This window comes from Mycobacterium shunyiense, assembly GCF_058270035.1.
Genome location: NZ_JBZDPT010000040.1, coordinates 33587 through 46293, shown reverse-complemented (window position 1 = coordinate 46293; position 12707 = coordinate 33587). Strand labels below are relative to the sequence as shown.

The following is a 12707-nucleotide window of genomic DNA, read 5'->3' as shown; positions in this document are numbered from 1 at the left end:
GTCTCGAAACCTCACCGACCGAGGAGGCGCAGCATGTCTGACACCCTCGTCGATTCTGGCCAGGATATAGATCCCGGCCTGTCCTATCTGTCGATCCGGAAGCGATACTGGCTGCTCGCGGTCGCCTGCATGGACGTCTCCATCGTGATCGCCTCGATGGTGGCCCTGAACGCCGCGCTGCCCGACATCGCCCGCCAGACCGCGGCCACCCAGGCCCAACTCACCTGGGTGATCGACGGCTACACCCTGGTGCTCGCCTGCCTGCTGCTCCCGGCCGGCGCGATCGGCGACCGCTACGGCCGCCGCGGCGCCCTGTTGACCGGCCTCGTGGTCTTCGTCCTGGCCTCCGCGGCACCCCTGCTTTTCGACGATCCCGTACACCTGATCATTTCTCGTGCGGTGGCCGGGGCAGGCGCCGCCTTCATCATGCCGGCGACCCTGTCCCTACTCACCGCGGCGTTTCCGAAATCCGAGCGCAACAAGGCAGTTGGGATCTGGGCCGGCGTGGTGGGGTCCGGCGCCATCGTCGGCTTCCTCGTCACGGGTGGCTTGCTGCACTTCTGGGGATGGCAGTCCATCTTCGCGACCTTCGTCGTCGCCGGGGTCGGGTTGTTCATCCTGACCTGCACCGTGCCCTCTTCACGCGACGAACACAGCGCCCCGGTGGATTGGACCGGCGCCGTCCTGATCGGCGCGGCCGTGGCGGTCTTCGTGCTCGGCGTGGTCGAGGCCCCGATCCGAGGCTGGACGCACCCGGCGGTGTGGGGTTGCATGGCCGGCGGGGTCGTCCTCGCTGCTGCGTTCACCGTGGTGCAACTCAAGATCCGGCACCCGCTGCTCGATGTCCGACTGTTCGGAAAGCCCGACTTCGCGACCGGGGCAGTGGGCGTGACATTCCTGTTCTTCGTCAACTTCGGCTACTTCTACGTCAGCATGCAGTACATCCAGCTGGTCATGGGATATAGCCCGATCCAAACCGCAATCGCCCTGTGCCCGTTGGCCATACCGCTCCTGATCCTCAGTGCCACCACACACCTGTACCTGCCTCGGCTCGGCCTCCGGACCTGTGTTTTCGTCGGACTGCTGGTGATCTCGGCGGGGCTGCTGAGTATGCGCTGGCTGCAGATCGACTCCAGCTATCCGCAGTACGCCTGGCCACTGCTGATCATCAGTATCGGCATCGGGCTGTGCACGGCGCCGACGACCTCGGCCATCATGGGCGCGGTTCCCGACGAGAAACAAGGCGTGGCCTCCGCGGTCAACGACACCACTCGGGAAGTCGGTGCCGCCCTGGGCATCGCGGTCGCCGGCTCGATCCTGGCCGCGCAATACCAGAACCACCTGGGGCCCAAGCTGACCGGGCTACCCGCCGAGGTGCGTGAACCCATCCTGAGCTCACTGGCCGAGGCACTCACCGTGGCCGGGCATTTGGGTCCGCAGGGCGTGACCGTCGCCGGGCTGGCCAAGCAGGCGTTTCTCGACGCGACCAACTCGGCCCTGCTGGTGATGGCGGCGGTCCTGGCGGTGGCGGCGGTGTTCGTCGGGATCTGGGCTCCGGGCCGCGACGGTGAGCAGCTCCGAGTGATCCGGCGGCTCAGGTCGCCAGGAACTCCGCAGCCCGATGACCGATCATGGCAATGGTCGCGTGCGGGCCGCGGCTGGTGATGGCCGGCATGATCGACCCGTCGACCACCCACAGATTCTCGACGCCCAGCACCCGGCAGGTCGGATCCAGCACTGCCTGCACGCCGGTGCCCATGGGCGCCGTACCGGCCAGATGCTGCGATGTCGACCACGAAGCCTCACCGACTTCTGCTGTGTGACTGACCAATTCACGAGCCAGTTCCGCGCCACGGCGCAAAGTGTCGACATCCTCTGCCACCGTGTCATACCGATGCTCGATCACCGGTGCCACCGTCGGGTCGGCCGATGCCAACCCGACCCGGCCCCGTGAGTGCGGGCGCATCAGCGCCACACCGAGGTGCGGAAGTTCGGCAGGATCGTGCCCCGGCCCGTGCACCATGGCCGAAAAACCTGCGGTGTAGGGACGCACTTCGATGCCGTCGTCGGTGGTCAGCACAGCCTCCAGCGGCGGCAGGTCGTGAGTCGGCGTCCAGGAGACCGGCAGCACCCATTCCGGATGGTCCACGGTGTGCATGCCGACCGGCAGATCGGAGACCACCTCGATGCCGAGCGCTTCGAGCTCTGCCGCCGGCCCGATGCCCGACAGCAGCAACAGGTGCGCTGACCCAATTGCGCCAGAACACAGAACAATTCGTTCGGCACCGAGCACAGAGCCGTCTTCGCACTGCACTCCGACGGCCTGGTTCGCGCGGAACAGCACGCGGTGGACCCGGGTGTCCGTCACCAGCTGGAGGTTGGGCCGACCCAGCGCGGGTTGCAGGTAGGCACCACCCGGACCAACCCTGTTGCCGCCGTTGATGTTCAGCGGAACGGCACCGACCCCCGCCGGGAGTGCCGCCGCAGCGGTGGACCCATTGAGGTCGTCGATCCAGCCGAATCCGGTACCTATCGCTGCGTCGACGAAAGATGCTGTGCAACCGTCAAATTCGCGGACCCGCCGCACGGTGATCGGCCCGGCATCGCCATGCAGGGAGGTGTCGAAATCCAGATCCGTCTCGATGGCACGGAAGTGCGGCAGTACATCGTCCCAGCCCCAGCCCGGCACGGCCCACCGGTCGAAGTCTCCTGGCAGCCCCCGGCAGAAATAACCGCCATTGACCGCACCGGAGCCACCCACCACCGATCCCCGGATGATCTCGGCGTGCCGGGGCGGGTGTTCGGTCAGTACCGAGGCGTAGTGACGGACCACCGAACTGGCAGCCCCGATCGGCAGGCGCAGCGCATCGGTGATCTGCGCCGCCACCCGGGGGTCACTGGGCTCCGGACCGGCTTCCACGACCGTGACATGGCAGCTTGGATCGACGGAAAGCCGTTCAGCCAGAATTGATCCGGCGCTTCCGGCACCGACGATCAGGACGTCTCGCTCCAACTCGGGTTAGCTCCGAAGCTGCGGCTTGAGCGCGCCCAGCTGACGTTCACGCACCACACCGGTCCACAGGCCGATCCCATAGGCGAGATCGTCCAGACGCTTGAGCAGGATGTGGGTCAGCAGGCCGACGGGCTTGGTGTCGTCGTCGGCATTGCCGCGTCGGGTCGCCCAGTCGACCACACCGTCCAGCACCGCGGCCACCAGGACCGCGTGTCTGGCCCGCCGGAACATCAGGGCGGCGACGAGGGCGACCGGCCAGTAGTGCCGGCAGATCGCCGAACACAGCTGCAGAGCCGCCGACCACAGCCCGCGCGCGGTCACCGCGGCGACCTCGGTGGGTTCGGTGTCGACCGTGCTGAGGGACCGGGCGATACGCCGACCGGTGAAGATCGCGATCACCACCGAGCCCAGGTACCCGAAACACGACCCCATCGCAAGCAGCAGCCAGACCATCAGCGTCCACCCGGAGATCACCACAGGGGCCGTCTTGCCTGGATGGCGGACCGTCAACGGAGCTGCCGAAGTGCCGTAGAAAGCCTTGCGGTTGAACCACTCTCGCAGGTCTGTCCGGTGATCGTGGGCAACCAGCGCAATGGGCTCATAACGCAGGCGGGACCCGGTTTCGACCAGGCGCCAGCACAGATCGACATCCTCACCGGACTGCATGGTCTCGTCGAAGCCGCCCACCGCGGCCAGCGCCGCGCGCCGGCAGATGATCGCCGCGCTGGGTACGTAGGACACCGGGCCATAGGGCACCACCGGTGCCTCGCGCACCCCGAGGTCCAGGGACGAACGCACCGCCTCGTACCTGGCCACCACATTGTCGGCGGTGTGCAGTCCGACGATGCGGGGTGCGACCAGCGCCACGGCCGGGTCGCAGAAGTGGCCGAGCAACGCCTCGAGCCACCCGCGCCGAGGCACCACGTCCGAGTCGAGGAACGCGACGAAATCGGTCTCCGTCGCGGCGAGGCCGGTGTTGCGGGCGGCCGCCGGACCGTTGCTACGGAAGTGCCGGAGGACCTGCACGTCGCAGTGCATCCCGGCGAATTCTGATTGCGAGACCGGAACCGCCGAGCCGTCGTCGACCACGATCACCCGAAGGCCCCGCAACGCCGAGATGAGCCGGTGCAGACCGGATACGTTGTCGCGCACCGGGATAATGACCGTCACATCACGGTGGGACGGACCGCTGGGCGGACGGGGATGGGCGACCGTGGCGTCGAGCAAAGTCCGGGCCAGTTGCGCACTCTGCGCGTCGTGCACCTCGAGACGGCCGCCGTTGAGCATGGTCTGCGCCGTCGGCGCCAGCCGCAGCAACCGGGTCGGCGACCCGCCGAGTAGGGCCGCGCCGGCCCCCAGCACCTTGACACGGCGATCCACCTGTACGGCAAAACCGTCGGGCAGCCTCGGTCCGGTCATGTCAGCAATCCGTTCCGGTCCGGTTGCCACCGCCGTATCCGACCGGCGCAGCCGTTGACCATCTCAGCAAAGATACGCTCCCCCTCGGCAGCCGTGGCGGTTGTCGGGTCACCCAGCACCCCGACTTCGCTTACGGCCGCGATCCCGCCACTGCGCATCGCCGGCATGAGCTCGGCCAGCGGGGCGGTGTTCCCGGGAGCCAGGCCGTCAGCCCAGACATCGCCGGGCGAAATATGTAGCAATACAGATGTTTCGGTATGCCCCGCGTGTGCGTCGGCGCCCGCGGCGATGCACGGGACCCAGCCGACGTCGCGGCTCTCCTGGCGCAACAGGGCCACCGCAGCGGCCAGCGCCTCCACATTCCCCCCGTGACCATTGACGAACACCAGACGCGACGTCCAACTCAATGCGGAACGCCCGTACTCCAGCAGCAACAACCGCAGGGCCGCGGTGCCGATCGACACCGTGCCGGGGAACCCCTCGTGCTCGCCGCTGGCCCCGTAATGGACGGGCGGCGCGACCACCCAGTCACCGGACGACGCGTCATCGACGTGCTCGAGCAGCGCATGCGAGACTGCGGCGGCGATGCGCGTGTCGGTGTCCAGAGGCAGGTGCGGACCATGTTGCTCGGTAGAGCCCACTGGGACGATCAACATTGGCGACATGCTGCGTAGCTGTCTCGACGTTGAGTTCCCGAGCCCGCTGGGGAAAGCCACGTGCCGATGGTAGGCCCAATTCACCTACTGTGCGCCAATTGTTGGAGCACAGGCAGCAATTGATTTGCCGTAGCTTTCCCGGCACCGGTCGTGAACATCACGTACGTCTCTCCCGCCACCCCTGTCACGCTGCACCTCAGGGTGAACGTCAGTGTCAGGCGCGCGGCACACCGAGGGTCCGGGTGAAGCCCTCCGGCACCAGGATGTCCTCCGGTGTCAGGTCGTGGATCGACGACTTGCCCAACCCGCGCAGCGCGGAGTCGATGCCGCCGCTGAGGATGTCCAACACGTTCTCGACACCCGCCTGGCCGTTGGCGGCCAGACCCCACAGATAGGCGCGGCCGATCATGACCGCCCGGGCGCCCAGCGCCACGGCCTTCACGACATCGCTACCCCGGCGGATCCCACCGTCCAGCAAAACCTCGACCTGATCCCCCACCGCGTCGGCGATGGCAGGCAGGCAGCGGATCGCCGCGGGCGTGCCGTCCAGGTTGTTGCCGCCGTGATTGGACACCGTGATCGCCGAAACACCCGCATCCACGGCACGTTTGGCGTCGTCAACCCGCACCATTCCCTTGAGCAGGAAAGGACCGCCCCACTGCTCCCGCAACCAGGCGATGTCCTCCCAGGTCGGGGGCGGGGTACCCATCCACTGCCCGTAGGCCTCGAAGAACGTCGGCCCCGGCTCGCCGGCGCGACCCTGGTTCGGCACCCGCAGGTCCGGCGGACGCAGGTGCTTGCCGAAGCTCCACAGCCAGCGTGGCTTGGTGAGCACCTCCGGAGACATCCGCAGCATCGTGCGCAGGTCCATTCGCTCCGGGATCTTCGGGCTACCCCAGTCGCGGCCGTGGCTGAAGCTCCAGTCGGTCGTGGCGATGAGCCCGACGGCGCCGGCGTCCTTGGCCCGCTGCACACGCTCGGCGATCTCGTCGCGCGACCCGAGCCAGTAGATCTGGAAGAAGATCTTGTCGTTGACCGCGGTGACTTCCTCCATCGGCTTGCTGGCGAAGGAGGACAGCCCCATGGCCGTGCCGCGTGCTGCGGCGGCCCGGGCGACGGCCACCTCACCATCGGGGTCAACGGCCTGCACGCCGGTCGGCGAGATGATGACGGGCATCGAAATATCCTGCCCCATCACCGTTGTCGCCATCTCACGCTTCTCCGTGGCACCCACCACGTGCGGCGCGAAACCGAGCTCGGCGAACGACTCCACGTTGTCGGAGACCGTCACGCCCTTCTCGCTGGCAGAGATCAGCGAGGAGTAGGCGGACTTGGGCAGCCGCTTCTTCGCCCGCTGCTGGGCAATGGCGACGGTCTCGAACCAGGTATCACGAGCCATGGGGTTACACCGGACTTTCGTTACAGATGCGGGCGGGCGGCTTGGTCAGCAACTTCAGTGCGACCGGGCCCTGCTTGGTGCCGCGGGAGTGGTCACCGCTGGGCTTGGGTTTGACGCGCTCGGCCGCGAGGGCGGGCTCGCCCCAGCCTTCGACGCACTCGGGATCCGGCCCGTCCATCGGCAGACCGGTGAAGAACTTGGCAGCCATGCAGCCGCCGCGGCAGGCGTCGTAGTGTCCGCAGCCGCTGCAGGCGCCGGCCGACTGGGGCTCGCGCAGTTCGCGGAAGAGCGGGGAGTTCTGCCAGACGTTCTGGAATCCGGCGCCGAAACCGGTGTCTTCCAGAATGTTTCCGGCCAGGAACTTGTCGTGGATGGCGAACGGGCAGGCGTAGACGTCGCCCACCGGATCGATCAGGCACACCACGCGGCCGGCGCCGCACAGGTTCAGCCCGGCCAGTGCACCGGGCTCACCCAGCCCCGACAGGTGGAAGAACGAGTCACCGGTCAGCACCCGCTCACCGTGGGCGACCAGCCAGTTGTACAGCTGGCGCTGCTGCTCCGGGGTCGGGTGCAGCTCATCCCAGACATCGGCGCCACGGCCCGACGGGCGCAGCCGCGTGATCCGCAGCGTGGCACCGTAGCGGTCGGCCAACGCCTTGAACTCGTCGAGCTGGTCGACGTTGTGGCGGGTGACCACCACCGAGATCTTGGCGTCCGAAAAGCCGGCGGCGGCAAGGTTTTCCAGTGCACGCACAGCCATGTCGAACGAACCCTTGCCGCGCACCGCGTCGTTGACCTCGGCGTTGGCGCCGTCCAGGGAGATCTGCACATCGACGTAGTCGCTGGCAGCGAGTTTCGCAGCCACCTCGGGCGTGATGCGCACCCCGTTGGTCGAGAACTTGACGCCGACATGATGGGCGGTTGCGTAATCGACAAGTTCCCAGAAGTCCGGGCGCACAGTCGGTTCCCCACCGCCGATGTTCACGTAGAACACCTGCATGCGTTCCAGTTCGTCGATGATGTCCTTGCACTGCTGGGTGGACAGTTCACGAGGATCGCGCTTCCCCGACGAGGACAGGCAGTGCACACACGCCAGGTTGCAGGCGTAGGTGAGCTCCCAGGTCAGGCAGATGGGGGCGTCGAGTCCGTGTTCGAACTGCTCGACGAGCCTTGGAACAGGCGTGCGCACGGGCGCAACAGAAGTCATTGTGGATTCCCGGGGATGAGCATCTTCGAGGACACCAGCACGCTCAGCGCGTGCAGGTAAGGGCCTTGGTCGGAGTCGGCGATACCGACAGCGCGACACGCGGACCGGGCGTCGGGGTGGTCAGCCAGTGAGTTGACCACCTCGACGACCGTCCGGTTCTTCAGAAACGACAGCTTGCGGGTTCCGAAGTGATACAGCAGGGCACCGAACGGCTCCGGCCGCACCGCCACCTGGTGGTGCAACCGCCAGCTGACATTCGGGTCGAAGACGACGCCGACGTGCCCGGCCGTATCGGCAACCTGTGTAGACACGGTCAGTAAACCCCGCACATACCGTCGATCGAGACCTCTTCGACGAGCGTCTCGGTGACGAGCTGGGTTTCGGTTTCGGCCTGCGGGTTCTGATCCATGAATCGCACCTTTCCTGTAACTGTGGGTCTCGACAATTGTGACCTGAGTCGCAAGAATATGGCATCGAGTGCACAAATGGAAGGGCGGGTTTTATGCGGCAGGGATCCGGGCCCCGCGTCGGCAGGCGTCCGTCCACCACGCAGGACCACATCACCGACGTCGCACTGGCATTGTTCGCCGCCCACGGCTTCGACGAGGTGAGCGTCGACGACGTGGCCAAAGCGGCCGGCATCGCGCGACGCACGCTGTTCCGCTACTACGCCTCCAAGAACGCCATCCCCTGGGGAGACTTCGACGCCCACCTGCAACACCTGCGCGACCTGCTCGCCGCGCTGAGCTCCGAGATCCCGCTGGCCGAGGCCCTGCGCGAAGCACTGCTGTCGTTCAACACCTACGACGCCCAGGAGATGGCCCAACACCGCCTGCGTATGCGCGTCATTCTGGAAACCGCAGGGCTGCAGGCATATTCGATGACGATGTACGCCGGATGGCGTGAGGTCATCGCCACCTACGTGGCCCAACGCATCGGCGCGACCCCAGAGGACCTGATGCCTCAGACCGTCGGATGGCTGATGCTCGGAGTCGCGCTCTCGGCCTACGAACACTGGCTTGCCGACGAGTCCGTCGCACTGCCGGACGCCATCGGCCGGGCCTTCGAAGTGGCGCGTCCGGGGTTGGAGCGGCTAGCCCCGCAGTAACCCGTCCCACGCTGCCGCCAGCGCCGCCGGGCCCTGCGGACCGAGCCTCTCGGTGAGCAGGATCGGCGCCTGCGACATGAAACGCGGTGAGCGACCGCGATGTACATCGGCGGCGTGCGCGGTGAACGGATGCAGCACGTACATGTCGCCGGGCCGGCCCGTCGCATGGTCCACCGGACAGGTTCGGCTGGCCACGTCCACCATGGCACCGGCCTCGATGAACTCGACGGGGTCGGGCCCGAGCACCCGGGCGACGTCGCGATGCGAACCCACCCGAATCCGCGTCGGCGCGTCGGCGGGTCCCACCTCGGACAGCAGGGTCAACACCAGGACGGTGTGCGGACGCCCGCTGACCGTCCACTCCCCGCCCGGCAAGGGGGTGTTGGCGTCGACGTGCCAGCCCCGGTCCGCTGCGGGCGGATCGACCGGAAACCGCACCGGGATGTTGCCCAGGGCCCCACGCGGCAGCCAACCTCCTCGTCCACAGATCGCGTCCAGGGCATCGGTGAGCGCTGCGTTGTCCACCAGTTGCCGGAACGGGCCGGCGCCGGTCAGATCGGCCGTCCACACCACCGCACTCGTCCACGACGCGGGCTCATCCGGAGACAGTCCGATCTGCGTCCAGAGCAGATCCCGCGCGGCATCGGCGATTTCGGCCGGCGCGGCCTGCTCGACCTTGACGAACCCGTCCCGCTTGAATGCCTCGACGTCCACCACGCCGACCACCATGACGCACCTCCCCTGACCGGCGCCAATGGTTTTCCGGCGAAAAAACTTCGCCCAAGGCCGTCGGAGTTCGGTGCCCGGCGGCGACGATAAGGGTGTGAGCGCCGAAACAGACGCTCCGCGGGCGCTGCTGAGGTGCTACGACGAGGCCCTGCCTGCGGTGTACGGCTACTTCGTACGCCGCTGCGGCGACCGCGGAACCGCCGAAGACCTGACGTCGGAGACGTTCCTGGCCGCCATGGACGCGGCCCGCAGACCGTCGCCGCCGCAGATCTCGGTGCCGTGGTTGATCGGGGTGGCCAGGCACAAACTCGCCGACCACTACCGCCGCCGCCACGACCGGTTCACCGTGCCGGTGGCCGAACTGCCCGAACCGGTGGACCCGGCCGATGACTGGGACGCGGAACTGGATCGCATTGTCGCCGAAGCGGTTCTGGCCCGGCTACCCGAACAGCACCGCACCGTGCTCGCCCTGCGTTACCTCGACGACTGCTCGGTGGGTGAATGCGCCGAGCTGATCGGGCGCACGGTGCATGCCACCGAGGCTCTGCTGGTCCGGGCCCGCCGAGCCTTCAGAGCCCAGTACCCGACACCGGAGGGAGGGACGTCGTGATCAACAGCCACGATCCGTTGACCGTGCTCAGCGGCGACGACCCACCGGTCTCCCCCGACCCGGCGTTCGCCGCCCGGCTGCGCGCGCGGCTGGAATCGGCGCTCACCCTTCCCCAACGCACCGAAGGAGTTGACATGAGTGGAACCGAAACTGCCATCGCCGAACTGAACGAGCCCGCGGCCACGCCGGCCACCCCGGCTCCCCCACGGCCCGGGCCCGATTCGCGGCCCGCCGCGGCCGCGATCCCGTACCTGGCCGTGGCCGGTGCCCGTGAGGCCATCGCCTGGTATGCCGATGTCTTCGGCGCGTCCGTCGTCGGCGAGACGTACGAGATGGACGACGGCCGCATCGGACATGCCGAGCTGCGGATCGGTGACGGCGTGCTGTACCTGGCCGACGAATACCCCGAGCTGGGCCTCAAAGCACCTGTATCACAGATTAATTCGGTGAGTCTGATGCTGCATGTGGCCGACACCGACGCCGCCATGGAACGGGCGCGCGCGCTCGGCGCCGTCGTGCACCGGGAGCCCTACGAGAACTACGGGGCGCGCAACGCCACGATCATCGACCCGTTCGGCCACCGGTGGATGCTGTCCGGACCGGTCACCGGCGCGGCCGTCACGATCCAGCACGGCGATGTCGGATACGTCTCGGTGTGGGCTCCCGACGCCGCACGCGCCGCGGCCTTCTACGGCCACGTGCTGGGCTGGACCTACGACCCGGCCACCGGCCAGGTCACCAACACGCGACAGCCCATCGGCATCTTCAGCGTCGCGGGCGCCGGCAACCTGTTCTGCTGCTACGCGGTGACCGACCTGGACGGAGCACGCCAGGCGATCCTCGCCGGCGGCGGCCAACCCGGCCAGACCCAGGAATTCGACTTCGGCACCGTGCTCGACGCCACCGATCCGGCCGGCACCCCGTTCGCAGTGTTCCTGCCGACACCGGGCACGCCGCGGCCGGAACTGAACGGCGCAGGGCCAGGCGAGCTTTCGTACCTCACCTACGAGGTGCCCGACTCGACGGCGTTCAAGGAGTTCTACAGCCGAGTCTTCTTCTGGACCTTCGAACCCGGCCGGATCAACGACGGTTGGGGCGTACAGGGCAGTCAGCCGATGTCGGGGGTGGCCGGCGGCGCCGAGAGAGCCACCGCTGTGCCGATGTGGACGGTCGCCGATATCGACGCCGCGGTCGCCCGGGTCCGCGAGGCAGGCGGCACCGTGCTGCAGCAGCCGTCACGACAGGACTACGGCTTCATGGCCGAGTGCACCGACGACCAGGGTGTCCGCTTCTACCTCGGCCAGGTCTAACCGCGAGGAAAAGTCAGCCCAGGACGTCGGAGATGGGAGCGCCTGCGGCGATCTTGCCGCGGGCCTTCATCACCTTGCCGGGCATGCCGCCGCCGACCACGCCGACCACGACACCGTCGCGCTCGTAGAAGGCCAGGAACTTGCGGCCGTCGTCCTCGACCACGTGCACGACATCGTCGGCCTCGGGCTCACCGAGGCACTGGATCTTGACGTCGTACTGATCGCTCCAGAAGTACGGCACCGACACGACGGGCGAGGCCTCCTGGCCCAGGATCGCCGGCACCATTGCTCGCGCCTGATCGGCGACGTTGCTCCAATGCTCAACGCGCGCTTGGTCACCCACGTGATCGCGCCACGATGCGACATCGCCGATGGCCCACACGCCTGCGGCACTGGAGCGCCCGACCTCGTCGCACACCACGCCGTTGTCGAGCGCGATCCCGCTGCCCTCGAGCCACTCGACCGCCGGGTGCGAACCGATGCCGACCACCACCAGGTCGGCGTCGAGTTCGGTGCCGTCGCCCAGCACGACCTCCTCGACCTTGTCGGCGCCACGCACTTCGCTGACCCCCACACCGCAGCGCACGTCGACGCCCTCGGCCTGGTGCAACCGGGTCACCAGGGCCCCGATCTGCTCGCCCAGCACCGAGGCTAGCGGGGTCGGCTGCGGCTCCACCAGCGTCACCTCGACACCGAGCTTGCGAAGGCTCGCGGCCACCTCGCAGCCGATGAAGCCGGCACCGACCACCACGGCCCGCCGGGCCTTACCGGCGTGCTCCCGCAGCGCCATGCTCTCGTCGTAGTTGCGCAGCACGTGGATTCCGGCCAGGTCGCCGAAGGAGCGGATGCGCTTGGGCACCAGCCCGGTCGCGATGATCAGCTCGTCGTAGGCGACGTCGCTGCCGTCGGCCAGCTTCAGCGTCTTGGCGGCGGTGTCCACCGACTGGGCAGCGGAGCCGAGCCGCAGCGCGATGTTGTTCTCGGCGTAGAACTCGGCCGGCTTGAGGGTGACGTCGTCCGTCTCGGCGCGCAGCACCTCCTTGGACAGCGGCGGCCGATCGTAGGGCAGATGGTCCTCGTCGCTGACGATCGTGATGGGCCCGCCGTACTCCGACCGGCGCAGCTGTTCGGCCGTCCGGGCCGCGGCCAGGCCGCCGCCGACGATGACGATGCCCGCTGCTGATCCCGTTGAAGTAGTCACGTGGGGTTTTTACACGATCGCGGTTAAGCGTTGTGCGTCACCCTATGTTTGCGCA

General features: G+C 67.8%; 13 protein-coding genes. 4 read left to right on the top strand and 9 right to left on the bottom strand.

Annotated features, from left to right (window positions below):
• Positions 1-33: 33 nt before the first annotated feature.
• Entirely contained in the window at positions 34-1665 is a 1632-nt protein-coding gene (locus AC4ELS_RS21480; RefSeq protein ID WP_499049220.1) for an MFS transporter, read from the top strand.
• On the opposite strand, the gene mftG is transcribed toward AC4ELS_RS21480, so the two are convergent.
• The 7 genes from mftG to mftA form a co-directional block, all read right to left on the bottom strand.
• On the bottom strand, positions 1595-3013 hold the full coding sequence (mftG, locus tag AC4ELS_RS21475; RefSeq protein WP_499049217.1) for a mycofactocin dehydrogenase MftG: 1419 nt from the start codon (positions 3011-3013) through the stop codon (positions 1595-1597). The two genes, AC4ELS_RS21480 and mftG, sit on opposite strands and share 71 nt — an antisense overlap.
• A gap of 6 nt (positions 3014-3019) precedes the next feature.
• Positions 3020-4432 (bottom strand): mycofactocin biosynthesis glycosyltransferase MftF, encoded by a 1413-nt coding sequence (gene mftF, locus AC4ELS_RS21470; protein WP_448448224.1) that lies wholly within the window; start codon positions 4430-4432, stop codon positions 3020-3022.
• A complete protein-coding gene (mftE, locus tag AC4ELS_RS21465) occupies positions 4429-5172 on the bottom strand; it encodes a mycofactocin biosynthesis peptidyl-dipeptidase MftE (RefSeq protein ID WP_064885115.1) in 744 nt (247 codons plus the stop codon). Before mftE ends, mftF begins: the two co-directional genes overlap by 4 nt.
• 130 nt (positions 5173-5302) lie before the next feature.
• Positions 5303-6487 carry a pre-mycofactocin synthase MftD gene (gene mftD, locus AC4ELS_RS21460; protein ID WP_055109998.1) on the bottom strand — a complete coding sequence of 395 codons (1185 nt, stop codon included), beginning with the start codon at positions 6485-6487 and terminating at the stop codon, positions 5303-5305.
• A 4-nt stretch (positions 6488-6491) separates the two neighbouring features.
• A complete protein-coding gene (gene mftC / locus AC4ELS_RS21455) occupies positions 6492-7676 on the bottom strand; it encodes a mycofactocin radical SAM maturase (protein ID WP_498885549.1) in 1185 nt (394 codons plus the stop codon).
• Between the two features lie 14 nt (positions 7677-7690).
• Positions 7691-8005, bottom strand: coding sequence for a mycofactocin biosynthesis chaperone MftB (gene mftB, locus AC4ELS_RS21450; RefSeq protein WP_055110001.1), 315 nt, complete (start codon positions 8003-8005; stop codon positions 7691-7693).
• A gap of 2 nt (positions 8006-8007) precedes the next feature.
• Positions 8008-8103, bottom strand: coding sequence for a mycofactocin precursor MftA (mftA, locus tag AC4ELS_RS21445; RefSeq protein ID WP_003881928.1), 96 nt, complete (start codon positions 8101-8103; stop codon positions 8008-8010).
• A gap of 93 nt (positions 8104-8196) precedes the next feature.
• On the opposite strand from mftA, the gene mftR reads away from it, so the two are divergent.
• Entirely contained in the window at positions 8197-8802 is a 606-nt protein-coding gene (mftR, locus tag AC4ELS_RS21440) for a mycofactocin system transcriptional regulator MftR (protein ID WP_064886302.1), read from the top strand.
• Here the strand turns inward: mftR and AC4ELS_RS21435 are convergent.
• Positions 8788-9531: a phytanoyl-CoA dioxygenase family protein gene (locus tag AC4ELS_RS21435; RefSeq protein ID WP_499049213.1), complete on the bottom strand. Its 744-nt coding sequence runs from the start codon at positions 9529-9531 to the stop codon at positions 8788-8790. The two genes, mftR and AC4ELS_RS21435, sit on opposite strands and share 15 nt — an antisense overlap.
• A gap of 94 nt (positions 9532-9625) precedes the next feature.
• Between AC4ELS_RS21435 and AC4ELS_RS21430 the strand changes: the two genes are divergently transcribed.
• Both AC4ELS_RS21430 and AC4ELS_RS21425 read left to right on the top strand, forming a co-directional pair.
• On the top strand, positions 9626-10141 hold the full coding sequence (locus tag AC4ELS_RS21430) for an RNA polymerase sigma factor (RefSeq protein ID WP_055111492.1): 516 nt from the start codon (positions 9626-9628) through the stop codon (positions 10139-10141).
• Positions 10138-11451, top strand: a complete 1314-nt coding sequence (locus AC4ELS_RS21425) for a VOC family protein (RefSeq protein WP_499049210.1) — start codon at positions 10138-10140, stop codon at positions 11449-11451. Before AC4ELS_RS21430 ends, AC4ELS_RS21425 begins: the two co-directional genes overlap by 4 nt.
• Before the next feature lie 13 nt (positions 11452-11464).
• On the opposite strand, the gene AC4ELS_RS21420 is transcribed toward AC4ELS_RS21425, so the two are convergent.
• On the bottom strand, positions 11465-12652 hold the full coding sequence (locus AC4ELS_RS21420; RefSeq protein WP_064886304.1) for an NAD(P)/FAD-dependent oxidoreductase: 1188 nt from the start codon (positions 12650-12652) through the stop codon (positions 11465-11467).
• Between the last annotated feature and the right edge of the window lie 55 nt (positions 12653-12707).

Bases quoted from the DNA above. Each gene is read 5' to 3' on its own strand.
- AC4ELS_RS21435 (WP_499049213.1), bottom strand. From the start codon at position 9,531: ATGGTGGTCGGCGTGGTGGACGTCGAGGCATTCAAGCGGGACGGGTTC.
- mftA (WP_003881928.1), bottom strand. From the start codon at position 8,103: ATGGATCAGAACCCGCAGGCCGAAACCGAAACCCAGCTCGTCACCGAG.
- AC4ELS_RS21480 (WP_499049220.1), top strand. From the start codon at position 34: ATGTCTGACACCCTCGTCGATTCTGGCCAGGATATAGATCCCGGCCTG.
- mftD (WP_055109998.1), bottom strand. From the start codon at position 6,487: ATGGCTCGTGATACCTGGTTCGAGACCGTCGCCATTGCCCAGCAGCGG.
- mftR (WP_064886302.1), top strand. From the start codon at position 8,197: ATGCGGCAGGGATCCGGGCCCCGCGTCGGCAGGCGTCCGTCCACCACG.
- mftF (WP_448448224.1), bottom strand. From the start codon at position 4,432: ATGACCGGACCGAGGCTGCCCGACGGTTTTGCCGTACAGGTGGATCGC.